This window comes from Myxococcus sp. MISCRS1, assembly GCF_026626605.1.
Lineage (GTDB): Bacteria > Myxococcota > Myxococcia > Myxococcales > Myxococcaceae > Myxococcus > Myxococcus fulvus.
In genome coordinates this window covers 4294775-4317533 of record NZ_JAPNKB010000001.1, presented here as the reverse complement: position 1 = coordinate 4317533, position 22759 = coordinate 4294775, and the positions used below count along the sequence as shown (strand labels likewise).

Sequence of the window (22759 nt, the reverse complement as noted above, 5' to 3'; positions counted from 1 at the left end):
CCTGCGTGAGTTCGGTGGCACGGGCCTCGTGAGGGCACTGGCGCGGTTTGCTCGCGAGGGGCGCTGAGTGAGCGCGGTGGCGCGGGCCTCTCGAGGGCGCTGGCGCGGAGTGCTTGCCGGGAGCTCCGGACGAGCGCGGTGGCGCGGACCTCGCGACGAGGGCGCTGGCGCGGAGTGCTTGCCGGGAGCTCCGGGCGAGTGCGGTGGCGTGGGCCTCGCGACGAGGGCGCTGGCGCGGCGGGCTTGCGGGGAGCTCCGGGCGAGCGCGGTGGCGCGGGCCTCTCGAGGGCGCTGGCGCGGTGGGCTTGCGGGGCGCTCCGGGCGAGCGCGGTGGCGCGGACCTCTCGAGGGCGCTGGTGCGGAGTGCTTGCCGGGAGCTCCGGGCGAGCGCGGTGGCGTGGGCCTCGCGACGCGGGCGCTGGCGCCGTTGGGTCGCGAGGGAGCTGGTGTGGGCCCGCCCTGCGCGCTATCAGCGCGGGACGTCATCGCCCGCGAGGCAGGGGTGGGACGGTGGCGAAGCCGGAGGGCGTGGGCGTCATGAGTCAGGTCATCGGGTTGCTGGGCACGTGTCTGGTATTGGGTGTGCTGGCCCGCCGGAGCGGGAAGTTCCCGGAGGGCTCCGCGGGGCCGTTCAACACCTTCGTGCTGTACGTGGCGCTGCCCGCGCTGGTGCTGCGCGTGATGCACCGGCTGGAGTTCGTGCCGTCGCTGCTGGTGGCCGCGGTGGTGCCCTGGCTGTACTACCTCGCGGCGGGGCCGTTCTTCCGGTGGCTGGGGCCGAAGCTGGGGCTGTCCAAGGAGTCCGTGGCCGCGCTGGTGCTGACGGGCGGCCTGGGCAACACGGCCTTCGTGGGCCTGCCGATGGCGGAGGCCCTGCTGGGCGCGGAGGGGCTCGCCGTGGCGGTGGTGGTGGATCAGCTCGGCTCGTTCCTGGTGCTGTCCACGCTCGCGACGCTGGCGGCGGCGAGGGCGAGCGCGGAGGTGGCGCTGCCCCTGGGCGCGCTCGCGAAGAAGGTGGCGACCTTCCCGCCGTTCGTTGCGCTGGTGCTGGCGCTGCTCCTGCGCCCCGTGGGCTACCCCGTCTGGGTGGACTCCGTGCTGGAGCGGCTGGGCGCGCTCCTGACGCCGCTGGCGCTGTTCTCCGTGGGCCTGCAGCTTCGACTGTCCGGGGTGAAGGCGCGGCTGCCGGCGCTGTCCCTGGGCCTGCTCTACAAGCTGGTGCTGGTGCCGGGCGGGGTGATGCTGGGCCTGTGGGCCCTGCCCGGCCTGTCGCCCATGGTGGTGCAGGCCACGGTGCTCCAGGCGGCGATGGCGCCCATGGTGAGCGCGGCGATTCTGGCCGCCGAGCACCGCCTGGACCCGGAGCTGGCGGTGCTGATGGTGGGCGTGGGCATCCCCCTGTCCTTCGTCACAGCGCCGGTGATGCTGTGGTTGGTGCGCTGAGTCATCCTCGGGGGGAGGTGAGCGGGCGTCTGGTCTGCCCGCCTGCTCTGCGGGCGGGTGCGCGGACGGCTCACTGACGTGTAGCCGCAGCTCCCCTATCTTCCGTCATGGCCGAGCAACCACCGAAGGCTTCCGGGGCACCCGGAGGAGACCCGAGGCGGATGGAAGTGCGGCGCTCCGTGGCGGAGCTGGGCGCGCGCACCTACGCCATCCAACTTCTCACCGACGCAGGCATTCCGTTCCTCGTGGGTGGGGCCTACGCCTTCGCCCACTACACGGGCCTCTACCGCGACACGAAGGACCTGGACCTCTTCCTGCATCGCAAGGACGGGGACCGCGCCGTGGAGATGCTCGCGCGCCACGAGTGGCGCACCGAGAGCGAGGTCCACGGCTGGCTGCACAAGGCCTTCTGGGAGGACTTCCTCGTCGACCTCATCTACGGCTCCGGCAACGGCTTCACCGCCGTGGATGATGCGTGGTTCGAGCACGCGGTGCCGGCCCAGGTGCTGGGCTGTCCGTGCCGTGTCCCGCCCGCGGAGGAGATCTTCTGGAGCAAGGCCTTCGTCCTCGAGCGCGAGCGCTTCGACGGCCATGAGCTCACCCACCTGCTGCTCAAGGCGGGGCCCACGTTCGACTGGCAGCGCCTGCTGCGCCGCTTCGACCGGTACTGGGAAGTGCTGCTCTCGCACCTGCTCTTCTTCCGCTTCGCCTACCCGTCCGACCGCGCCACCGTGCCGGAGTGGTTGATGCGCGAACTGCTCTCGCGCGCGAACGGCTCCGTGGACGCCGGCAACTGGCAGGAGCGCATCTGCCGGGGGCGCATCCTGTCCAAGGTCAGCTACCAGGTGGACGTGGACGAGTGGGGCTTCCAGGACGGGCACAGCTGGGACAGGGAGGAGCGCCAGCGCGAGGCGGACTCCGTCGCGAGCGGCGAGGCGCCGGGCCTGCACGGGCCCCACTGAGCGCCCTCACTCGGGGGGCTCCACGTCCCACCGTGCGAGCCCCCGAGTCGTGGGCCCATGTGCCTTCCGGGCTCACGGCCCTACCTTGCTTCCAGTGTCCCTTCGCGAACAAGGCAGGTGTCCCGTGGCCCGTTCCCCGTCAGGACCCCGACGCGCGCTCGGCCGCTTCGGCGCGGTGCTGCTGTCCCTCGGCGTCGTCGCGCCCGCGAGCGCGCAGCTCGCCACCTCCCAGCGCTCGGGGCCCATCCGCCTGCAGGTGGGCGACCAGTCCCTCGCCATCTCCCTGGGCAAGGAGCGCCTGAGCGGTGGCGGCTTCGACCTGCGCCGCACGGGTGCGTCCTTCCGTGGCCAGCTTCGCGGCGGCGACGTGGAGCTGGGCTGGCGACGGGGCCCCATCGTGGGGCGCGTGGGCGTGGAGGACACGCGCCTGGAGCTGTCGCGCTTCTCCTCCGAGCAGGGCATGCGCGTGGACGGTGAGCTGTCCAACTGGCCCACCTCGCTGGTCTTCTCGCCCGTGGGCATCTCCGGGGACGTGGGCGGGTGCAGCTACTCGCTGACGGTGGCGGGGGGCCGCTACACCGGGTGGCGCACCTGTCAGCCGGACCTGGAGGGCGAGCCGACCGCCGTCACGCTGAGCCTGCCGGAGACGGTGCTCGCGCTCGACACCGCGGAGCAGGCCGCGCTCCTGTCGCTGCTGCTCTCCGCGAAGGGCCTGCCACCCGCCCCGCCGCGCGAGGCGCCCGCGAACACCGGGCGCACGCTGGAGGGGCCTGGCCTGAACGAGACACCTCGGCGTTGAGGTGGGCCCGGTGCGGGCCGGTCGAGCCGCTCCGCGCGGAATCGTGCAATCCAGATGCATCCGTCATGGTGAGTCACGTGGCACTCGCGGGAGTCTCCGCGCGGCCCGTGCTTCAATCCCTGACTTCCGCTCGCGCACGTCGGCGCGTGGATGGGCATGCGGGCCCATCCCTGGCGGAAGAAGGAGTCCCACCATGAAGCTGTGCCTGGGTGTGTTGTCGGCCCTCGTCGTGTCCGGCCTCTTGGCCTGCGGTGGCACCGGAGCCGTGGAGCCGGAGGAGGATTCGCTGGGGCAGATTTCGAGCGCGGTCGTCTGTTCGACGACGTGTCCGAACGGCTCGACGGTGACGTGCGAGGGAACGACGTGCAACACCTATCCGGGGGAGTCCGTGGAGTGCGACGGGCTGCACAACATCTGCCTCCCCACGATTCCCAGCGTCTGCCTGTCGCCCAACAGCGCCTGCTCGTACCTGGCGGGACGCACCTGCTCACCGGTGGGCGGCACGCGCTCGTGCTGCATCAACCGCCGCGCGGGCAACTGCTACTGCATGCCAACGGGCCAGTGGGCGTGTAGCGCGTCCTGAGTCGTCGGCAGGTGGATGCGTCGAGCCCGCTCTCGGGCTCGACGCGAAAGAAAGACTTCAGGCGGTGGCGGTCGCGCCGAAGGACAGCTCCACGCCGTTGTCCTTCACGCGCATGCGCGGCTTGGACAACCAGTGGCAGTGCGCGCAGTAGCTGTTCGCGCCGGAGGGAGTGGCGCGCACGCTCACCGCTCCGCCGCAGAGCACGCAGCCGTCGGGAAGGACGAATTCGGCGAATCGCTCGCCGAGGTTGCTCTCGATTTCGGTCATGTCCCACAAGTAACGCAGGAATCGCGCGGCACAAGCAGACCGCACCAGGCCACCCGCATCCTCCTGGCCCTCCCCCCGCAAGGAGCAGGCGGACAGGCGAGCGCACCTGCATTCCTTACGGGCTCGGACGCGAGTGACGTCCTGACGACATCGCAACCCCCGGCTCCGACGTGGCGCGACTGGCACGTGGATTGATCTGCCCCGAGCCGGGAACACGAGAGGGGGAGGGCATGGGTGGTGTGGAGCGTGTGGATGTGCGCGAGGAGAAGAAGGGGTGGGGCGTCGAGGTCGTCACCTCGGACGGCGAGGTGAGGCGCTACCGGTACGCGAGCGAGGCGCAGGCGCGCTACTTCGCGGCCATCTTCGAGCTCGGCCCCCGGGTGTGGCCGCCCGTGCGACGGGGGAAGGCCCGGAAGGCCGCCTGAGGAACCCTCGTGCCCGGGCGTGGGGAGCCGGGCACCGTGGCTTCCCACTACCCTTGGGGCCGGGTTTCGGAGAGGCTTGTGCCATGAGCGACGCGAGCAAGAACTTCCTCCACCGCCCGAACCGGGAGCACATCACCCAGGAGCCGGACCCCGCGGGCCGCTGGAGCACGCAGTTTCCGGACATGATTGGCTACCGCAGCCAGGGTGGCGGCAAGGTGCCGGCGGACTTCGGCTGGAACACCAGCCCCAAGCAGTGGCAGGAGGAGCTGACGCCGCAGACGCTGGCGGAGCGCTTCAACGAGCTGCGCGTGCTGCCGCCGAAGCCCGAGGCGCCCGCGCTGCCCGCCGACACGCAGCCGAAGTAGTCAGCTGAAGGGCAGGGCCGCCAGGCGCTCGCGGAAGCGCTCGAGCAGGCCCCATGAGCCCGCCTCGTCCAGCCCCTCGGCGGCCTCCTGACGCGCCTTGCGCAGGAAGCCGTCGAAGGGCGTCGAGCGGCCGTAGAGCGCCGCCGCCGTGTCCACCGCGTCCGCCAGCACGCGCGCCGCGCCCTGCGAGCCGAGCGTCAGGTGCATCTCCGCCTGCTCCAGCTTCGCCCCGCACGACGCCCACAGCTCGCGGTCATGCACGGTGAGCCACGTGCGCGTTACCTCGTCCATCGCCTCGTCGAGGAAGCCGAGGAACGGTTCGACCAGCTCCGGCAGCGCCTCCGCGGAAAGCTCGCTCCTGCCCGCGGCCTCCTGGATGCGCGCGCGCAGCGTCAGCACGTGCTGCTTCTGCGGCGTGCGCAGCGCCACCGAGGCGGGCAGGGTGATGAAGGCGGACAGGCTCTCGGCCGCCTGCCTCGCCAAGGTGGGCCGTGACGGCGCCTCCGCCTTGGCCGCGCGCTCCAGTCTCCCCTGCAGCGAGCGGCGCAGGTCCGCCGCCGCCGCGCGCAGGGCCGCGCGGGCGCCCACCTGGTGCACGTAGCCGGGCACCACGTCCTCGCGCCGCACGTCCTCGAAGGCCGCGGCCGTCAGGTAGACGAGGTCGCCGATGCGCACGCGGAAGTCCGCGCGGAAGGCCTGCAGCTTCGCCATCAGCGTCCACTGGTCGCTGACCACCTCGGGCCGTCGCATCTGCTGGCCCAGCTCCGACACGCGCTTGGACAGCCGCTCCGCGATGGCGTGCAGCACCGTCTCCACCTCCTGCGCCAGCCGCTCGTCGGAGCTGGCCGGGGGAGGTGCCCAGCCGCCGTCCGAGGCGCCTCGCGTGGGCGGCGGGGGGAACTCGTGGTGGATGGCGGTGACGAGCTGGTTGACGCCCACCAGCGTGTCGCCGATGGCGGGCGCCATCGTCTCCCACAGGGCCAGGTCCGCGCCGCCCTCGGGCTCCACCGTGGTGGGCTCGTACTTCGCGATGCTCAGGTGTCCCAGCCGGTCGATGGCCACCGCCGCCGCGCGGTGCACGCGCTCCAGCCGGTCCGCCAGGTGTCGGTCCGTGAGCGAATGCAGCAGCGCCTCCAGGCGGGAGGGCAGGGCATCCTGGGGAACACGGGGCGCGCGGGGCTTGGGGGGCGACACAGGCATGGAGCGCTCGACGCTACCGCATGGGTGCCGTGTACGCGAAAACGGACGCTGGGAACGGTTTGGGGGTTTCCCGGCGTACAGTAGGGACTCGGGGAGGATGCATGACAGAGCGGTTGCGACGCCGTCCATGGCTGACGGGGGGCCTGGTGGCGTTCCTGCTGGTGGGCCTGTGGGCCTTCACGGCGTGGGACGTGTGCGTGTCCACGTGGATGCTGCGAGGCGTGAAGCTCGCGCGCTGTCCGGTGGGGACGCTGCGTCAGACGGTGAGCCTGGGTGCGCAGGGACTCGGTCGGAACCTCCCTGGCGAGGTCTTCGCGTGGGCGGACGCGCACGGCATCGACTCGCGGGGCGAGCGGATGACGGCGCGGGTGCGGCGCGGCTCGGTGTCGCTGTTCCTGGTGGATGCCGAGGGCAAAGAGACGCCGCTGACGCCCGAGAAGGACGGCCCCTGGAAGCGCGACGGCGGCGAGGTGTCGCGGGCCACGGTGAAGCTGCCCGACGTGCCGGATGGTGACTACCGGCTGAGCGCCCGGCTCTCCACGCCATTGGGCGAGGACACGGTGGAGATACCGCTGCCGCTCTATGCGCCCGCGGTGGCGCACGTGCTGACGGACCGGCCGCTGTACGAGCCCGGCAACGAGGTGCGCTTCCGCGCGGTGGCGCTGCGCGCGAAGGACCTGGCGCCGCTGGATGGGCGGCCCGGGACGTGGTTCTTGAAGGACCCCTCGGGTGAGGTGGTGCTCGAGGAGCGTGCCCCCGCGGGGCCGTGGGGCGTCGTCGCGGGAGACTTCCCGCTGGACCGGGGCGCGCCCACGGGAGCGTGGACGGTGGAGTGGGCGAGCGGCGAGACGGTGGCCCGCGCGCAGTTCACGGTGAAGCCGTTCACCCTGCCGCGCTTCCGCGTGGAGGCGCAGAGCCCCCGCCCCTACTGGCGCGCGGGCGACGTGCCCCAGGTGGAGGGACAGGTGGTGTACGCGTCCGGCGCGCCGGTGGCGGACGCGGAGGTGGAGCTGTCGTGGGACGTCTCGGGCGCGTGGCCGCCGCCCCCCGAGTGGGGCACGGGCGGGCTGCCAGGCCAGGCGCGTACGGACAAGGCGGGCCGCTTCCAGGTGACGCTGCCGCGCGTGCCGGAGGACCTGCGGGGCCAGGCGCGGCTGTCCGCGAGCGTGGTGGCCAAGGACGCGGCGGGGGACCGCGTCGCGAGCGGCGTGTCGTTGCTGCTGTCCGAGGACGCGCTCGCGGTGTCGTCGGTGACGGAGCTGGAGGACGGGCTGGTGGAGGGCTTCAGCAACCGCGTGTACCTGCGCGCCACCACGCCGGACGGGCGGGTGCTGCCGGGCGCGGAGCTGACGGTGACGCGCGCGTGGGACCCCCAGGACGAGGGCGTCCGGGGCGTGACGGACGAGGACGGCGTGGCCGCGTTCCAGCTGGACCCGGGCCCGCCCGTCAACGTGGTGGTGCCGCCGATGCCGGTGCGCCGCCCGCCGCCGGCGCCGTCGGTGACGCTGACGGAGGTGCGCAGCCTCCTGGAGGAGGACGGCGAGGAGTCGCTCCAGGACCGCGTCGCGGTGGAGGCCTGGCTGCCCGCGCTCCTCCCGTGCGCGCGCTTCGTGCTGCCGGAGGACCCGGTGCGCGAGGTGCCGCTGGCCGTGCGCGTGGGCATGGGCGGCGCGGTGGTGGACGTGGTGGGCGCGAACGACGCGCTGTCCCGGTGTCTGGCCCAGGCGGTGCGCACGCGTGCGCTGCCGGCGGGGCGTGAGCGGATGCTGGCCCTGAGCCTCGAGGTGCAGGACCCGGGGCTGCCGTGGGTGGAGCTGGCGGTGCATCCGGCCTTCGGCACCGCGACGGCGTTGATGGACTCGCTGGGCACGGCGGCCCGGGATGCGCGCGCCTGTGTGTCCCCGACGCAGTCCACGAGCAGCCCCTTCCCGATGTCGCTCACCTGGAGGTTGGGCGCGAAGGGCGCGCTGACGACGTCCTGGTCCTCGCGGCCGTGGGTGAAGAGCGAGCTGGGGGCGTCCACGGTGGCGTGCATCCAGGAGCGCTTCTCGCGGCTGAAGGCCTCCGCGTCCGCCTTCGGCTCCGGTGAGGACGCGGGGCTGGAGGCGATGGGCATCGCCGAGCTCACCGTCCACCCCGCCGGAGGTGAGGGGGAGGACGACGGCGAGGGACAGGCCACCACCTTCCTGGGCTACGAGCTGAAGGTGGTCGCGACGGTGGAGGGCAAGCCGGTGGGTGACACGAAGTGGCTGCTGCGCCCCGCGCGCCTGCCGCCCTTCCGCCTGCGCGCGACGCCGGTGCTGGCGCGCGGTGGCGACGAGGTGCGCATCGACCTGATGCGCGGTCCGTCCTTCCAGGGGAAGCTGCCCGAGGAGCTGCGGCTCCAGGCCGGCAAGCAGACGCTGGTGACGAAGCTGGAGAAGGGCGCCACCTCGGCGCGCTTCCGGCTGCCGGACGACTTCGAGGGCTGGGCGGAGGCCGAGTGGGCGGGGACGCGGGCGCGGGTGTACGTGGCGCCGCGCGCGCGGCTGTCCGTGGAGGTGTCGCCGGAGAAGCCGGCGTACGCGCCCGGGGACCTGGCGCGGCTGCTCGTGCGCACGCGGGTGGATGGCAAGGACGGCCCGGCGGCGGTGGGCCTGGTCGGCGTGGACGAGACGCTGGGGCAGCTGGTCCCGCTGCCGGGGGGCGACGCGCTGGCGAGCCTGCGTCCCGCGCCGGCGGTGTCCTCGCCCGCCTTCGGGGTGCTGGATGGTATCGCGCTGGCGCAGGGCCGCATCCGCGGCTCCAACGCGGCCGCCGCGGCGCTGCTGCGGGTCAGCTCGGTGCCCACGCTGGTGGACACGGAGTCGCGGGTGCGGGGCCTCAAGGTGATCGAGTTCGACCCGGACGTGGAGCTGACCGAGCCCTTCTACACGGTGCTCGGGGAGCTGCACGCGCGGGTGCGTGAGTGGGAGGAGAAGGCGCCCGAGGGCGAGACGCTGGCGCCCGAGGGCCTGGCGAAGCTGTGGGCCCAGGCGCTGTCGGCGTGCGAGGCGCGCGGGGAGAAGGTGACGGATGCGTATGGCCAGCGGCTGCGGTTGTCGCGGCTGCCCCAGGCGCTGCTGGAGCTGACGGACCCGCGCGCGGTGGTGTCGCGCGGGACGCGGCTGCCGGAGGACGTGGAGAACTGGAACGCGTGGGTTGCCCGGGAGGCGCCATGAAGCGCACGGTCATCGTCGGAGTGGTGTGCTTCATCGCGGGCGTGGTGGCGGTGTTCGGGGCGCTCTTCGCCGCGCGGCCGCTGATGGGCATGTCGGCGGACGCGCTGAGCGGCTCGGCCGAGCCGGAGATGATGGTGAGGCTTCAGTCGCCGATGAAGGCCCAGGCCGCCCCGGCGCCCATGGAGGCGTTGGCCGAGCCGGTGATGGAGGAGGTGGAGGGCGGTGCCCCGGGCGCCGTGGCCGTCGGCGGCCTGGACGATGCCTTCGGCGCGAAGAAGAAGGGCGCCTCGCGAGGGGGCCCGATGAAGGACGAGGCCTCGCCCCAGGCCGAGGGCGCGCCGAGCCGCGCGTGGTTCCCCGAGACGTTCCTCTTCGAGCCGCTGGTGGTGACGGACGACTCCGGCGCCGCGACGCTGCCGGTGCGCGTGCCGGACCGGCTCACCCGCTGGCGGGTGCTGGCGCTGGCGCACTCTCGCTCGGGCGCGCAGGCCGGCGCGGTGACGAGCTTCGCGGGCACGCTGCCCACGTACGTGGACCCGGTGGTGCCGGCCTTCCTGCGCGCGGGGGACAGCGCGCGGGTGCCGGTGCAGGTGGTGAACACCACGGAGTCCGCCGTGGAGGCGCCGCTGAAGGTGGCCGCGACGGGCGCGGTGGTGGAGGGCGGCCTTCGCACCGTGCGCGTGCCGGCCCGGGGCAGCGTGGTGGAGTACGTGACGGTGCGCGTCTCGGGCCCCGGGCCCGTCGCGGTGCGCGCGTCGCTGGGGGACGCGGACAGCGTCGAGCGGCCCCTGGATGTCTGGCCCACGGGGCGGCCGGTGGTGCAGACGCGCAGCGGCACGCTGGCCACGCCGCGCACCCTGTCGCTCACCGGCCCCTCGGACGCGCAGGAGGGCAGTGAGCGCGTGCGGCTGCAGGTGTACCCGGGCGGCCTCGGCGTGCTGCGCTCGGAGCTGTCGTCGGCGGGCGCGCGCGAGAGCGTGGAGGACGTGGCGCACGCGCTGCTGCTCGCGGGCAAGGCGCCCGAGCTGCTCACGGCGCTGGGCGAGCCCGACGCGGCGAAGGTGGTGCGCTCCGCGCTCTCGCCGAGCCAGGGCCGGGTGGCGATGCCTCCGGAGTCCTCGGGAGGGCTGGTGGACGCGGAGTCGATTCGTGTCCTGGTGGCGCGGGCCACGCAGCGCGCGCTCAGGATGTCGCGCACGCCGGACGTGGCGACGGGGACGCTGCTGGTGGAGGGCGCGCTCGCGCATCCGGACAACCCGGTGCTGGCGCGGCTGGGCGAGCGGCTCGCGGGCTGGGTGGCGCAGGCGCAGCGGCCGGACGGCACGTGCCAGGGCGGTGATGGCTGGACGCTGCAGCGGCTGCTGGTGGCCACGGCGGACTGCGCTCGCGCGGTGGTGGCGGCGTCGGGGAGCCCCGCGGGACAGCGGCGCGCCTCGCGCTTCACGGCGCTGGCGGAGGGCGCGCTGGAGCGCAACCGGGCGCACGTGAAGGACGGCTACACGGCGGCGGCGCTGCTGTCGAGCGGCGTCGTGAAGGGCTCGCTGCGGGAGGCCCTGCGGGCGCAGGTGCGCGACGCGCTGAAGAAGCGCGAGGACGGCGCCGTGTACCTGCCGGTGGAGTCCGGCGTGGTGGCGGCCAACGGCCAGTCCCCCACCGAGGCGGAGGCCACGGCGCTCGCGGTGCTGGGCCTGGAAGGAGACCCCCAGGCGCCCCTGGCGGACCTGGGCGCGTCGCTGCTGTCCGGCTACGCGCCGTCGACGGGCTGGGGCAGCGGCCGCGCGAACCGGCTGGCGCTGCGGGCCGTGGTGGCGCTCTTCAAGGAGCCGCTGCCCGCGCGGGTGAGGGTGGTGCTGGAGCGCGACGGCCAGGCGGTGACGGAGGGCACCTACGACGCGAAGGCGCTGCGCGAGGTGCTGGTGATGGAGGCCCCGGCGACGGGCTCGGCCGGAGCGCACGCGTGGACGGTGCGCGCGGAGCCGGCGGTGCCGGGGCTGGGCTTCGCGCTGGCGCTGTCCGCCGCGGTGCCGTGGGCGAAGGAGGACGCGCGAGGGCTGGAGCTGGCGGTGGTCTCGTCCCAGGAGGCGAAGGTGGGCCAGCCGGTGGAGGTGACGGTGCAGGCGACCACGCCCTCGGGGCTCGCGCTGGAGCTGCGGCACGGCCTGCCGGCGGGGGCACAGGTGGACGCGGCGAGCCTGGATGCCCTGGTGGCCTCTGGCAGCGTGTCCTCGTGGACGTCCGAGGACGGCGCGGTGACGTTGAAGCTGCCGCCGCGCGGTCCGGGGGCACCCTTCCAGGCGCGCTTCCGTGTCATCCCCACGCTGGGGGGCACGCTCCAGACGGGCGCGTCGTCGCTGCGCGTGGAGGCTCGGCCGGACCTGGTCTCCTACGTACCTCCCGCCACCTGGGCGGTGCGCTGAGACCGGTGTCCGCGTGGACTCCCGGCCCCGGGCCCCAGGGGCTGGGGCTGGGGGGTGGGGTGTCCTGCCAGCCGGTGGGGCCCTGCACGTCAGGGCATGCGGGCTGCTTCCACTGGGAATCCCGTCGCGCCGTGCGGAGAATACGGAAGCGTCACGGCGGCGGCGGCGGGCCGGGGCAGGCCTCGTCAGCGGTTCTTCACGGGTGGCACCATGGAGCTCGACGGCGCGGAGAGAGACGAGTTGCTGCTGGCGCTGCTGGGGGCCTTCCCCTCGGTGGAGGAGCTGCGTCGGGTGGTGGCCAATGTCTGTCACCGGGACTTGGAGTTGCTCGTGCCCAGGGGAGGCCCGAGGGAGCGGGCGTCGGGGCTCATCCTCCGCGCGGAGTCGGAGGGGTGGACGCGCGAGCTGGTGACGGGCATGCACGGCGCCCAGCCGCGCCATCCCCGCCTGAATCGCTTCATGCAGGGCTACCTCGCGTCGGTGCAGCGCAGCGTCCCGCGTCGCAGCCTGGAGCGCATCGTCGGCCCGACGTGGGAGCAGGGCGCCGCGGACGGGTGGCGCAAGCGCCTGTCCGCCATCGAGCGGCGCGTGTGTCGGGTGGAGCCCGTGGTGGGGGCCTCGCTGGGCACGGGCTTCCTGGTGTCGCGCGACGTGGTGCTCACCAACTTCCATGTCATCGAGAACCGGCTGTTGGAGTCCTTGCGCGTGCGCTTCGACCACAAGGTGCTGCCGGACCGGACGCTCCTGCAGCCGGGCAGGCAGTACGTGGTGAAGCGCTGCATCGCGCGCAGTCCGTACAGCCCCGCGGACCTGATGCACCCGCGCCCGAGGGAGGCGATGGTGAGCGAGCTCGACTACGCCTTCCTCCAGGTGGAGGGCTCGCCCGGTGACGAGCAGGTGGAGGACGCGCCGCGGGGCTGGTTGGAGTTGCCCGAGGAGCCGACGCCCATCATCCCTGGCCAGCTGGCGCTCATCGTCCAGCACCCGGAGGGGCAGCCGATGAGCGTGGCGCTGGACGAGTTCCTGGGCGTCAACGCCTCGCGCACGCGGGTGTCCTATCGGACGTCCACGAGCCCGGGCTCCTCGGGGGCGCCTTGCTTCACGCAGGAGCTGCGGCTCGTCGCGCTGCATCACAGCGGCGGGCCGCGCATGCCGTCCGCTACTGGTCACAACGAGGGCATCCCCACGGACACCATCCGCCGCGGGCTGTCGCCGGAGGTGAAGGCGCTGCTCGGCTGGACGTGAGGGCGGGTGTGAACTGGAGGCGGGGGGCGCGCCTGCTATCGTCGGTGGATGTTCGTCCTCGATGCCCGCTTCCTCCGTGGTCGGGGCTTCTGCGTCCTGGCCCTGCTCGTGTTGCTCGTCGCGCCGTGGCGTGGCGCGAGCGCCCAGTCGCGGCTGCGCGTGGCCGGCGCCACGGCCAGCAACGAGGTGAAGCTGCGCACGACGTCGGAGGACTTCCGCGCGGTGCTGCGCGTGGACCTGCTGTCGCCGCCCTCCACGGACGCGGGCGTGCAGGACGGGCTGCCCGGCGGCGTGACGGTGCTGGTGGACCCGCTGCAGGCGAGCGACGGCTCGCAGGTGGCGCTGACGGCGGTGGTGCGCGAGCCGGCCTCGGCTGACGCGGGCGTGGCGCCGTTGTCCCCGCGCTCGCCGCTGCACGTGGAGGTGTCCGGGAAGCTGCCGGCGGCGGGGGACTACACGGGGCAGGTGGTGTTGGTGCACGAGGGTGGGCGCGAGACGACGTCGCTCATCGTCACGCGGGTGCAGGCGGTGCCGGCGGTGCAGTTCGTGGCGACGTCGCCCGCGGTGGCGGCGCCGGGGTGGGGCTTCGGCGCGGTGGACGCGACGGTGCGCCTGCCGTTCAAGGAGACGGCGGGGGTGACGGGGAAGGTGTCGGTGCCGAGGCTGCTCCAGCTCTCGCACAAGGCGCCGGACCTGGGGGCCACGCTGGTGCAGCCGCGCTTCGGTGGCGCGGACTTCTGGTTGGAGGGTGGAGGCAAGGACGGGGCGGACTTGGACCTGGCCACGGTGGAGGGCGTCACGGTGGCGGCGAATGGCAGCGGCACGCTGCTGATGCGGTTGAGGGGGCTGGACGGGCCGGGCGAGTACACGGGCACGGTGCGCATGGCGGTGCCGCAGGGCGTGGCGGTGGAGCAGCCGTTCACGGTGTGGGTGAGGACGCCGTGGCTGTGGGGCGCGCTGCTCATCGCGGCGGGCGCGGTGTCGTCGTATGGCGTGCGGCTGTACACGCAGAGCATCCGGCCGAGGGCGCAGCAGCTCCAGCGGGCGCGCGTGCTGCGGCGGAGGATGAGTGTGTTGTTGGAGGGCCAGGAGGAGGACGCGCGCAAGGTGGGGCTGGAGGTGCGCGGGCGCATCGACGCGCTCATCTCGCGCATCCGCTCGCCGGTGAGGGGTGGTCGGGTGGCGGACGGGGAGCTTGCGCGAGTGGAGTCCGAGCTGCGGCTGTACGAGGCGTGGCGCGGCTGTTCGCGCGAGCTGCGGGCGCTTCCGCCGGAGATGCGCCCCGAGTCGGCGAGCGCGGCGCTGGAGGAGGCGGAGACGTCGCTGCGGCTGGGCACGGTGCCGGCGGAGCGGCTGGAGGAGCAGCTCAAGGTGCTGCGCGGGCAGAACGTGCAGGAGCTGGCGCGGGCGGGGCTGAAGGCGAAGCTGGAGGAGTTGGAGGCGCAGGCGCGAGCGCTGGCGCAGAAGCTGGGGGAGGACAGCCTGGGGTTCCGGCTGACGTATGAGCTGTTGCCGTTGCTGCAGGACGTGAGGGCGCGTCTGGGGCAGGGGGACGTGGCGACGGCGCGGCAGCAGTTCGAGATGGCGCGTCGCTCGTACTTCGATGTGCTGTGCGCGGAGCTGTCCCAGGCAGTGGCGTCGCCGCGCAATCCCCGGGGCTTCTCGTTGGAGGAGTGGCGGGAGCTGACGTCGGACGTGAAGGAGCGGCTGAAGCAGGCGCGAGCGCGCGCGGACGTGAACGTGGACGAGGGCTTCCGGCTGTACCAGGGGGCGTACGCGCACTACGTGCGGCGGTTGTTGTTGGAGCTTCGCGGCGCGGTGGAGGAGGCGCGGAGCGCGGCCACGGAGGCGCAGAAGACGGACCTGGACGCGGCGGAGGCGAAGCTGCGCGAGGCGATGTTGGCGCTGGCGGCGGAGTCGCCGCACGAGGCCTCGGCGAGGTATCGCGAGGCGCGGGATGCGCTCCACCGCGCGCAGACGGGGCAGGTGCGTGTGCGGATTGCCGGGTTGCGCGCGGAGGTGTCGCGCAAGCGGGGGGAGGCGGAGGGCGAGGGGCAGTTGCATGAGCTGGGGCACATCAACGCGTTGCTGAACGAGGCGGAGCTGGCGCTGACGCCCGAGACGTTGCAGGACGCGGAGTACAAGGCGGACAAGGCGCAGCTGGCGTTGGAGAGGTATCCGAGCTCCCAGGGGGTCGGGATGGGGCGACCGGGGACTCCGCTGTCGTTCGTGGAGCGGGGCTCGACGGCGTCGGTGCCGGAGGTGCCCTCGGCGAGCGCGCCCACGGGAGGCAGCCTGCCCGCGTTGCCGGAGGCGCCCGTGGGGGCGGAGGACGCGGGTGGGGCGCTGGGGGAGCTGGAGGGAATGCCGTTGCCGGCGGCGCGCCATCTGTGGCTGGTGGAGCTGGCGATGTTGGTGTTGCTGACGGGCGTGGCGGTGGTGCTGGGGCTTCAGTTGCTCAACGTCTTCTCACCGACGTGGGGAGGCTTTGGCGCGGGGATGACGGCGTTCCTGTGGGGCTTTGGCTTGCATCAGGTGGGCAACGCCAGCTTCGAGGGACTGGCGGGCCTGTTGACCCGCGTGGACCGACGGGGCGGCGCGAGCGCGGGTGGGGACTCCTGAGATGCTGCAATGGTGAGTATGCGGGCGTCTCTGTATCTGCGTCATGACGTGTATGAGCGCATGGGTGACGGGGATGTGATTGTCTACCGCTGCCTGGAGTTGATTCCGGGTGGCGGGTTCGTGGTGCAGAGCGCGGACAGGATGCGAGGAGGGGACGGTCATGAGCGGCAGTTTCTCGAGCTCATGAGTGAGAGCGCGCCCGAGGAGCGGTCGGAGCCGTGCGCCAGTCTTGTCGAGGCGATTGCGAAGTTCAGGGCAGGGTTTGGTATTTGACTGGGTATTGTGAACCATAGGGACGGCGGCGCGTGTCGGGGGCGGCGACGGACCGCTTCCACCCTGCGCTGAACGCGGCGGGGGTGCCGCATCACTGCGAGATGTATGGCCGGCCGTTGCCGGGACAGAAGCCGTTCGGTTGTGACGGGGGCCACAACTTCAGTTGCTGGAACTACGCGTTCTACGACGTGCTGCCACGGATGCTGGCGGTGCTCGACGGGCCGTGAGTCGACGGCGGTCCTGGAGCGAGGTCAGACCTCTTCGAACTCGGCGCCCGTGACGTTCGCTCGCTCCAGGGCCGTTTTGATGTCCTCGGAGACAATGAGGGCAACACAGGAATCGTCAGTCGGCCCCTCGGATGGGCGGCGCGCCCCGACGTGAACTCCCGGAGGTCTTCCAACTCGTGCCCGCGCTCATCCAACGGGGTCCCCAGGTACCAGTTCCCTGCCTGCACGGCTTCGTTGAGCCTGAAGTATCGATGGGGAGTCGGCATGGAGGAGGTCTTCCTGGCGTCCTCATTCCAGCAGGTCCCCGAAGGACCTGCCACCCGCTCTCTGTCTCTACCCCTCGGGTGGTATGGCTGGTGATGAGGCTCCGCTCGATGCTGGCGTGACTCATTGCTGGAAGGGGGCCCCTGTATGACCGGGTGGTGTCTGCTGCTCCTGGCGGTGGCGTTCGCGGAGTTCATCGCGCTCTCCGTCCTCGTCGGGCTGAAGAAGGATGCGGAGGCGACACTTCGTTCGGTGAAGGATGAGGGTGAGCGGCAGCTCTCCGCCCTGCGTGAGCGCAATCGCGTGCTCGAGAAGTACCAGGCCATCATCGACGTGGAAGCCCACGTGGCGACGCTGCGAGACGAAGCCGAGAAGAGCGCCGCCGAGGTCCTGGCCAGCGCTTCAACGGAAGCCGCTTCCCTGCGAAGCCGTGCCGATGTGGACGCGGCGGAGATTCGCAAGCGTGCCGAAGGCTCCCTCGCGGATGCGAGCCGCGAGGCCAGCCGGCTCATCGAGTCCGCGAACAAGCGCGCACAGGAGATCGCTGGCGAGGCCTTCACGGCCATCCAGAAATCGAAGCAGCTGGAACAGACCGCCACGGCGATGCGCAACATCATCGAGGGATACGGAGACCGCTACCTCGAACCCACCCAGGGCGTGCTCGACGAACTGGCAGAGCAGTTCGGCTTCACCGACGCCGGTGCCAGGCTCAAGGCCTCCCGCGAGAAGATGCGCTCGATGATTCGCACGGGCAAGGCGGCCACCTGCAACTACGCGGAGGCCCACCGCCGCGCCACCGCCATCGAGTTCGTCCTCGACGCCTTCAATGGCAAGGTGGACTCCATCCTCGCGGACGTCCGCCACGACAACCACGGCACGCTCTCACAGAAGGTGCGCGACGCCTTCAGCGTCGTGAACCACAACGGGCAGGCCTTCCGGGAGGCACGAATCCAGCTGGACTACCTGAACGTACGCCTCGATGAGCTCAAGTGGGCCGTGGTGGTCAACGAGCTGAAGCTGAAGGAGCGCGAGGAGCAGCGGCTCATCAAGGAGCGCATCCGCGAGGAGGAGAAGGCCCAGCGGGAATTCGAGCGCGCCCAGCGGGAGGCCGAGAAGGAAGAAGACGTCCTTCGCAAGGCGATGGAGAAGGCCCGGAGCGAGTTCGAGAAGGCGGGGGACGCGCAGAAGGCCAGATACGAGGAGAAGCTCGCCGAGCTCGCCCTGAAGCTCCAGGAGGCGGAGGAGAAGAACAAGCGAGCCCTCTCCATGGCCCAGCAGACGAAGACAGGCCATGTCTACGTCATCTCCAACATCGGCTCCTTCGGCGAGGACGTCTTCAAGGTCGGGCTCACCCGCCGGCTGGAGCCGCTGGACCGCATCCGGGAGCTGGGGGATGCGAGCGTGCCCTTCGAGTTCGACGTGCACGCCCTCATCCACAGCGAGGACGCCCCCTCCCTCGAGCGCGAGCTGCACAAGCGCTTCGTCCGGGCCCAGGTCAACAAGGTCAATCCCCGCAAGGAGTTCTTCCGGGTCGCGCTCCGTGACATCCGACAGGTCGTCGACGAGATGGGCCTGCAGACCCAGTGGACGATGACCTCCGAGGCCCGGGAGTACCGGGAGACGCAGGCCGTCGAGCGCTCCATGCAGAGCCAGTCCTTCGAGGAGAGCACCTGGCTCAAGAAGCAGCTCGAGGCGCAGGACGCGATGCGCCTCGAAGCCACCCGTGGCGCCGAGCTCGCGGGATGACGCTCCCGCGCCCCGCCTACGGCGCCGGCAGCGGCTGCCAGTTCGGGTCCGGCCAGACGAACGGATTGCCCCCCTGGCCCGGATTCGCGTTGCCGAAGTACCGCTGGCAGCCCGCGGTGTTCCCCGGCTCCCCCCGAGACTCCCAGAAGCCCGGACATACCTCCGCCGGGATGCGCGTGCGGCAGTCCGCCATCGTCCGCTCGCCCGCGCTCGGCTGCGCGTAGTACGCGCTCACGAAGTTCCACGCGATGCGCTGGAGCGCCTGCACCGTGGCCGCGTTCGCACCCGCGGGCCCCGCGGCCCCCTCGGGCGAGGACCGGAACACGGAGGCATGGTGGACCGCGGCCATGAAGTACGCGCCCAGGTTCGTCAGGTGGACGTTGTCGCTGAAGAGCACGTTGAGCCGCTGCGACGTCGTCCCCGTGATGCCCGGCACCTCGCCCGCGATGACCCGCTCCACCAGGTCCACCAGCGCCGCGCCACCCGGAAGCGCACGCACGCGGTCCGCCCGCCCCTCGGCCTGCAGCGTGAGGTTCACCTTCGAAGACACACACTCCCACGCGACCCGCGCGTTCTTCTCATAGGCAATCCACCGCGAGGGGTTGGCTTTATCGATGTCCAACCACGTGTGATAGAAATACGTGACGGCCCGCGGGTTGCCGGCAATCAACCGGTCATGGAAGTGCCGCAGATAGCCGATGGTGTTCTCCCACTCGATGGTGCCCAGCAGGTCGTGCCGCTCGGTGATGAGCAGGGTGTCGTACTTCTCGCCCGTGCCCAGCGTCCGGGGGGACAAGAGCTCCTGCACCACGTCCATGCCGGAGCCCTCGCGGTTCTTCCCGCTGCGATACCCCTCCCAGCCCCCGTTGCCCCAGGTCCGCACCCGGATGGGTGAACCAATCACATTCTGCTGGTTCCACTTGGAGTCCTTGCCCTTGCTCGCGGCGATGTCCGCGAAGTGGTCGGGCATGGGGTTGTCGAGCAGGCTGTGTCCGGAGAAGAAGACCCGGGCGCTCGTGATGGGCGCGGAGTCGGGCCCGCCCGCGTCCGGAACCCCCGCATCCGGAGTCCCCGAGTCTGGAGCACCAGCATCACCCGGACCGGCATCAGGCCCGCCCCCGTCCGGTGGCTGTGTGCCCGAATCCACGACATCGGGCGGGTCCTTCATGATGTTGGCCTCGCCACAGGCCAGTCCGAGGGAGCAGAGCAACAGGGCGCACAGGCCCCGACGTGATGCATTCATGGTCCAGGCCTCATCTCGTGAACGTGAACGCTCTATCGCGGGCCTGAAGAGGAAGTCAGTACGTCAGCCGGCCTGCGATTTCGCACGGGACAGAGGTCTTCAGCCGGACTGTGATGCCCCAGGCCGCGGACGCCTTGCAATACCCCGAGTATGGGTTCGTAATGTCTGACGTCCGCACGGATGCGGACGGCACGGGAGACACGATGAAGAACCTGCGATGGCTGATGTGCGCGGTGGCGCTGTCTGTCGTTGGCTGTGGTGGCCCTGTCCCGGAGGAGGAGGCGCTCCCCGAGGACCTCTCCGAGGGCCAGGTGTCCCAGGCCGCGGTGACGTGCACGGAGACCTGGGGCACGTGCAACGTGGGACGGTGCGAGCTGGGAGCGCTCGACCGGTTCGCGATCCTCACCACGACCTGTTGTGACGCGAACGGCGCCTGTACCACCACGCGCAAGCGCATCTGCGGCTGCTAGCCACGGACGGCCTCCCGGTCCACCGCCGTCACGGTGGACCGGGGCCCGCGCGCCCTACCGCCGCCGGTCCTGGATGGTCTTGAACACGATGCGGTCCAAGAGGCCCGGGGTGAACAGCTTGAGGTACTGACCCACCTTGCCCTTGGTGGTCATCACCACCTCGCGCTCGCGCTGGTCCATGGCGCGCAGGATGATGGCCACGCAGGTGGCCACGTCCATGTTGTTGCCCTCGCTCTCGTCATGGGCGCTCACCTGGAGCGGCTTGCCGTCCTTGCCCAGCGCGTTGGCGCGCACGTTGGTGGACACGAAGCCGGGACACACCACCGTGACATCCACCCCCGTGCCCATCAGCTCCACGCGCAGCGAGTCGAAGAACCCGTGCATCGCGTGCTTACTCGCCGCGTAGCCCGTGCGCGTGGGCACGCCCGTCTTCCCCGTCAGGGACGAAATCGCCACCAACAACCCACGCCGCGCCTTCAGATAGGGCAGCGCCGCGTGCGTGCAGTACACCGCGCCCAGGTAGTTGATGCGCATCAGCCGCTCGAAGATGCCCAGGTCCGTGACGTCCTCGAACTTCGCGTCCATGGAGATGCCCGCGTTGTTGACGAGCACGTCCACGCCGCCGAAGGCCTCCACCGCCTTCTCCACCATCCGCCGGCACGCCTCCGGGTCCCCCACGTCCGTGGCCACCGCCACGGCCTTGCCCCCTGCCGCCTCGCACCGCTGCTTCACCCGCTGGAGCGCCTCCTCGCTCCTGGCCGCCAGCACCAGGTTCGCGCCCCGCGCCGCCAGCGCCACCGACAGCTCCTCGCCGATGCCCATGGAGGCACCCGTCACGACCACGCACTTGCCTTGCATGGCCCGCATTCTCACCTCGCAGGAACGGCCCGTCGAGGGGCGCCTGCCCTGGGGCCTACACCCACGCACAGGGGTTCAGATCCACCGTGAATCGACCGGGTGACACTTCCTGGCGCCCCCGGTGTTCCAGTCGCGCCAACGCATTTCACGAGGGGAAGGAACACCATGTCGTCCATCGCGGTCATCGCCCAGGCTCACGCGGAGAACCTCGGGTGGCTCAGCAGCAAGCTGCTCGGCTTCACGCTCACCTCCGCCGAGTGGGTGCTCTGGATCCTGGTGTGCCTGTCGGTGCTGTCCATCGGCATCATGCTGGAGCGCGCGGTGTACTTCGCCCGGTACCGGCTGGCGGACTCGGAGGCGCTGGCGGTGCGGCTGGCGCGCGGCGAGCACGAGGCGGTGCGCGTGGCCATCCAGGGCAAGCGCGGCATGGAGGCGGCCATCATCCGCGAGGGCCTGGCCTCCAGCGAGCAAGGCGCCGACACCGTGGAGCAGGTCATCGCCTCCACCATGGCCCGCGAGCGTCCCCAGTATGAGCGCTTCCTCTCCTTCCTGGGCACCCTGGGCAACAACGCGCCGTTCATCGGCCTGTTCGGCACGGTGCTCGGCATCATCAAGGCGTTCAACGACTTGGGCGCCAGCAACGTGAAGGGCGCGGCCATCCAGCAGACGGTGATGGGCGGCATCTCCGAGGCGCTCGTCGCCACGGCCGTGGGCCTGGCCGTCGCGATTCCCGCTGTCGTCGCCTTCAACATCTTCAACCGTCAGCTCAAGACGCTCACCAGTCGCGCCAACGCCCTGGGCCACGCCCTGGTCGGCAGCCTGCGCGCGGAGGCCCGCTAGCCATGGCCGGAGGCGCGCAGGAGAACGAAGAGGAAATCACGGGCATCAACGTCACGCCGCTGGTGGACGTGGTGCTGGTGCTGCTCATCATCTTCATGGTGACGGCGAACTTCATCGTCCGCGAGACGGTGGAGGTGGACCTGCCCCGCGCGGCCAACGGCGGCGAGACGGTGCAGGGCCTGGTCAACGTGGTGCTCGACAAGGAGGGCAAGCTCTACTTCGACGGCGCGCTCGTCACCGAGCCGGAGCTGTCCGCCAAGGTCGCGGAGGCGGTGGCCAAGGACAAGGACACGCGCGCCATCATCAGCGCCGACCAGACCATCGCGTACGGCCAGGTGATGCGCCTCATCGACACGGTGAAGGGCCAGGGCATCGCCAAGTTCGCCCTCAACATCGAGAAGGACGCCGCGCCCGCGCCGCGGGGCTGACGTGAAGGCCATGAGTACGAGCGCGCTCGACAGTGAGTTCGTGTTGCCCCGCCGGGGCGGCAACGGGTTGTTCGTGGGGTTCGTCGCGGGCTCGCTCGCGCTGCACGGGTTGGGGTTGGTGGTGCTGCACACCCGTCCTCCCGAGCGCGCCGCGCCGCAGCGGCCCGTGGAGTTGGTGATGGTGGAGGTGACGAAGCCGCCGCCTCCGCCGCCCGAGGTGAAGGAGGAGCCCAAGCCCGAGCCGCCCCCGCCGCCCAAGGTGCGCGTGAAGCCCCCGCCGGTGAAGGTGGCCCAGGCCCCCAGGCCCCTGCCGCCTCCGCCCACGGAGGCCCCGCCGCCGCCCAACGAGACGCCGCCGCCGAGCGCGAAGCCCGCGCCCCTGGTGGTGGGCATGTCCCTGTCCTCCACCACCAGCGCCGGAGGCTTCGCGGCCCCGGTGGGCAACACGCTCTACGGCCGCACCGCCGACAAGGCCAAGGCGCCGCAAGAGGTGAAGGCCTACAGCGCGCCGAAGTACACGCCCATCTACCAGGTGGACCGTGAGCCGCAGCTCGCCAGCGAGGTGAAGGTCCCCTATCCCGAGGAGGCGCGCCGGCTGGGCGTCGAGGGAACGGTGACGCTGTCCATCACCATCGACCCGGAGGGCCGCGTGGTGAATGCGCGCGTGCTCAACGGGCCGGGGCACGGACTGGAGGAGGCCGCGCGCAACGCCATCCTCCGCTTCCGCTTCCGTCCCGCCTTCAAGGGCGGCGAGGCCGTGTCCACGGAGATGAAGTACGCCTATACCTTCCTGCTCGACTGAACCCCCGCTCCCGCTGGGAGAGGGCCGGAGCGAGGAGATGCATCGGTGGGCCTCATCCACATCCACGGCCCGGAACTGCC

At 71.8% G+C, this 22759-nt stretch carries 20 protein-coding genes; 16 read left to right on the top strand and 4 right to left on the bottom strand.

All coding sequences use genetic code 11. The annotated features are described in order from the left end of the window. The first annotated feature begins 537 nt into the window (after nucleotides 1-537). From OWM54_RS16725 to OWM54_RS16710, 4 genes are all read left to right on the top strand, one after another. On the top strand, nucleotides 538-1443 hold the full coding sequence (locus OWM54_RS16725) for an AEC family transporter (RefSeq protein ID WP_267698160.1): 906 nt from the start codon (nucleotides 538-540) through the stop codon (nucleotides 1441-1443). A 161-nt stretch (nucleotides 1444-1604) separates the two neighbouring features. After that, entirely contained in the window at nucleotides 1605-2405 is an 801-nt protein-coding gene (locus OWM54_RS16720; protein ID WP_223745876.1) for a nucleotidyltransferase family protein, read from the top strand. A 124-nt stretch (nucleotides 2406-2529) separates the two neighbouring features. Next, the gene (locus OWM54_RS16715; protein WP_223745877.1) at nucleotides 2530-3204 is read left to right on the top strand and encodes a hypothetical protein; all 675 of its coding nucleotides are present in this window, start codon (nucleotides 2530-2532) and stop codon (nucleotides 3202-3204) included. A gap of 193 nt (nucleotides 3205-3397) precedes the next feature. Beyond that, the gene (locus OWM54_RS16710) at nucleotides 3398-3787 is read left to right on the top strand and encodes a hypothetical protein (RefSeq protein WP_267698159.1); all 390 of its coding nucleotides are present in this window, start codon (nucleotides 3398-3400) and stop codon (nucleotides 3785-3787) included. Nucleotides 3788-3844: 57 nt separating this feature from the next. Here OWM54_RS16710 and OWM54_RS16705 read toward each other — a convergent pair whose 3' ends face one another. After that, nucleotides 3845-4054 (bottom strand): hypothetical protein, encoded by a 210-nt coding sequence (locus OWM54_RS16705; protein ID WP_141332979.1) that lies wholly within the window; start codon nucleotides 4052-4054, stop codon nucleotides 3845-3847. 230 nt (nucleotides 4055-4284) lie between these two features. Here OWM54_RS16705 and OWM54_RS16700 point away from each other — a divergent pair, with 230 nt between their 5' ends. Together OWM54_RS16700 and OWM54_RS16695 are read left to right on the top strand one after the other, a co-directional pair. Beyond that, nucleotides 4285-4479 carry a hypothetical protein gene (locus OWM54_RS16700; protein ID WP_046710946.1) on the top strand — a complete coding sequence of 65 codons (195 nt, stop codon included), beginning with the start codon at nucleotides 4285-4287 and terminating at the stop codon, nucleotides 4477-4479. Nucleotides 4480-4562: 83 nt separating this feature from the next. Beyond that, nucleotides 4563-4844, top strand: coding sequence for a hypothetical protein (locus tag OWM54_RS16695; protein WP_141332980.1), 282 nt, complete (start codon nucleotides 4563-4565; stop codon nucleotides 4842-4844). Here the strand turns inward: OWM54_RS16695 and OWM54_RS16690 are convergent, their stop codons facing one another. Further along, nucleotides 4845-6038, bottom strand: coding sequence for a hypothetical protein (locus OWM54_RS16690; RefSeq protein WP_420715380.1), 1194 nt, complete (start codon nucleotides 6036-6038; stop codon nucleotides 4845-4847). A 107-nt stretch (nucleotides 6039-6145) separates the two neighbouring features. Between OWM54_RS16690 and OWM54_RS16685 the strand changes: the two genes are divergently transcribed. The 6 genes from OWM54_RS16685 to OWM54_RS16660 all read left to right on the top strand — a co-directional run bounded on the left by OWM54_RS16685 (nucleotide 6146) and on the right by OWM54_RS16660 (nucleotide 18038). Continuing rightward, a complete protein-coding gene (locus tag OWM54_RS16685; RefSeq protein WP_267698158.1) occupies nucleotides 6146-9244 on the top strand; it encodes an MG2 domain-containing protein in 3099 nt (1032 codons plus the stop codon). After that, nucleotides 9241-11661 (top strand): alpha-2-macroglobulin family protein, encoded by a 2421-nt coding sequence (locus tag OWM54_RS16680; protein ID WP_267698157.1) that lies wholly within the window; start codon nucleotides 9241-9243, stop codon nucleotides 11659-11661. Before OWM54_RS16685 ends, OWM54_RS16680 begins: the two co-directional genes overlap by 4 nt. A gap of 210 nt (nucleotides 11662-11871) precedes the next feature. Further along, nucleotides 11872-12906, top strand: a complete 1035-nt coding sequence (locus tag OWM54_RS16675; protein ID WP_223745882.1) for a trypsin-like peptidase domain-containing protein — start codon at nucleotides 11872-11874, stop codon at nucleotides 12904-12906. A 48-nt stretch (nucleotides 12907-12954) separates the two neighbouring features. Continuing rightward, complete coding sequence (locus OWM54_RS16670; protein WP_267698156.1) at nucleotides 12955-15528, top strand: hypothetical protein; 2574 nt, start codon at nucleotides 12955-12957, stop codon at nucleotides 15526-15528. Between the two features lie 305 nt (nucleotides 15529-15833). Beyond that, nucleotides 15834-16028 (top strand): hypothetical protein, encoded by a 195-nt coding sequence (locus OWM54_RS16665; RefSeq protein ID WP_267698155.1) that lies wholly within the window; start codon nucleotides 15834-15836, stop codon nucleotides 16026-16028. Between the two features lie 411 nt (nucleotides 16029-16439). After that, on the top strand, nucleotides 16440-18038 hold the full coding sequence (locus OWM54_RS16660; protein ID WP_267698154.1) for a DUF4041 domain-containing protein: 1599 nt from the start codon (nucleotides 16440-16442) through the stop codon (nucleotides 18036-18038). A 16-nt stretch (nucleotides 18039-18054) separates the two neighbouring features. Here OWM54_RS16660 and OWM54_RS16655 read toward each other — a convergent pair whose 3' ends face one another. After that, nucleotides 18055-19281, bottom strand: a complete 1227-nt coding sequence (locus OWM54_RS16655) for a hypothetical protein (RefSeq protein WP_267698153.1) — start codon at nucleotides 19279-19281, stop codon at nucleotides 18055-18057. Nucleotides 19282-19442: 161 nt separating this feature from the next. Here OWM54_RS16655 and OWM54_RS16650 point away from each other — a divergent pair, with 161 nt between their 5' ends. Further along, a complete protein-coding gene (locus OWM54_RS16650; RefSeq protein ID WP_267698152.1) occupies nucleotides 19443-19751 on the top strand; it encodes a hypothetical protein in 309 nt (102 codons plus the stop codon). Nucleotides 19752-19805: 54 nt separating this feature from the next. Here OWM54_RS16650 and OWM54_RS16645 read toward each other — a convergent pair whose 3' ends face one another. Beyond that, a complete protein-coding gene (locus tag OWM54_RS16645) occupies nucleotides 19806-20618 on the bottom strand; it encodes an SDR family oxidoreductase (RefSeq protein ID WP_223745886.1) in 813 nt (270 codons plus the stop codon). A gap of 156 nt (nucleotides 20619-20774) precedes the next feature. Between OWM54_RS16645 and OWM54_RS16640 the strand changes: the two genes are divergently transcribed. From OWM54_RS16640 to OWM54_RS16630, 3 genes are read left to right on the top strand one after another with little or no spacing between them, the layout of a single operon-like run. Continuing rightward, nucleotides 20775-21449 carry a MotA/TolQ/ExbB proton channel family protein gene (locus OWM54_RS16640; RefSeq protein ID WP_046710965.1) on the top strand — a complete coding sequence of 225 codons (675 nt, stop codon included), beginning with the start codon at nucleotides 20775-20777 and terminating at the stop codon, nucleotides 21447-21449. Nucleotides 21450-21451: 2 nt separating this feature from the next. Beyond that, nucleotides 21452-21877: an ExbD/TolR family protein gene (locus OWM54_RS16635; protein ID WP_141333083.1), complete on the top strand. Its 426-nt coding sequence runs from the start codon at nucleotides 21452-21454 to the stop codon at nucleotides 21875-21877. A 10-nt stretch (nucleotides 21878-21887) separates the two neighbouring features. Beyond that, entirely contained in the window at nucleotides 21888-22679 is a 792-nt protein-coding gene (locus OWM54_RS16630) for an energy transducer TonB (RefSeq protein ID WP_223745887.1), read from the top strand. The last annotated feature ends 80 nt before the right edge of the window (nucleotides 22680-22759 follow it).

Bases quoted from the DNA above. Each gene is read 5' to 3' on its own strand.
- OWM54_RS16725 (WP_267698160.1), top strand. From the start codon at position 538: ATGAGTCAGGTCATCGGGTTGCTGGGCACGTGTCTGGTATTGGGTGTG.
- OWM54_RS16720 (WP_223745876.1), top strand. From the start codon at position 1,605: ATGGAAGTGCGGCGCTCCGTGGCGGAGCTGGGCGCGCGCACCTACGCC.
- OWM54_RS16710 (WP_267698159.1), top strand. From the start codon at position 3,398: ATGAAGCTGTGCCTGGGTGTGTTGTCGGCCCTCGTCGTGTCCGGCCTC.
- OWM54_RS16705 (WP_141332979.1), bottom strand. From the start codon at position 4,054: ATGACCGAAATCGAGAGCAACCTCGGCGAGCGATTCGCCGAATTCGTC.
- OWM54_RS16700 (WP_046710946.1), top strand. From the start codon at position 4,285: ATGGGTGGTGTGGAGCGTGTGGATGTGCGCGAGGAGAAGAAGGGGTGG.
- OWM54_RS16695 (WP_141332980.1), top strand. From the start codon at position 4,563: ATGAGCGACGCGAGCAAGAACTTCCTCCACCGCCCGAACCGGGAGCAC.
- OWM54_RS16685 (WP_267698158.1), top strand. From the start codon at position 6,146: ATGACAGAGCGGTTGCGACGCCGTCCATGGCTGACGGGGGGCCTGGTG.
- OWM54_RS16680 (WP_267698157.1), top strand. From the start codon at position 9,241: ATGAAGCGCACGGTCATCGTCGGAGTGGTGTGCTTCATCGCGGGCGTG.
- OWM54_RS16675 (WP_223745882.1), top strand. From the start codon at position 11,872: ATGGAGCTCGACGGCGCGGAGAGAGACGAGTTGCTGCTGGCGCTGCTG.
- OWM54_RS16670 (WP_267698156.1), top strand. From the start codon at position 12,955: ATGTTCGTCCTCGATGCCCGCTTCCTCCGTGGTCGGGGCTTCTGCGTC.
- OWM54_RS16660 (WP_267698154.1), top strand. From the start codon at position 16,440: ATGACCGGGTGGTGTCTGCTGCTCCTGGCGGTGGCGTTCGCGGAGTTC.
- OWM54_RS16655 (WP_267698153.1), bottom strand. From the start codon at position 19,281: ATGAATGCATCACGTCGGGGCCTGTGCGCCCTGTTGCTCTGCTCCCTC.
- OWM54_RS16650 (WP_267698152.1), top strand. From the start codon at position 19,443: ATGTCTGACGTCCGCACGGATGCGGACGGCACGGGAGACACGATGAAG.
- OWM54_RS16645 (WP_223745886.1), bottom strand. From the start codon at position 20,618: ATGCGGGCCATGCAAGGCAAGTGCGTGGTCGTGACGGGTGCCTCCATG.
- OWM54_RS16640 (WP_046710965.1), top strand. From the start codon at position 20,775: ATGTCGTCCATCGCGGTCATCGCCCAGGCTCACGCGGAGAACCTCGGG.
- OWM54_RS16635 (WP_141333083.1), top strand. From the start codon at position 21,452: ATGGCCGGAGGCGCGCAGGAGAACGAAGAGGAAATCACGGGCATCAAC.
- OWM54_RS16630 (WP_223745887.1), top strand. From the start codon at position 21,888: ATGAGTACGAGCGCGCTCGACAGTGAGTTCGTGTTGCCCCGCCGGGGC.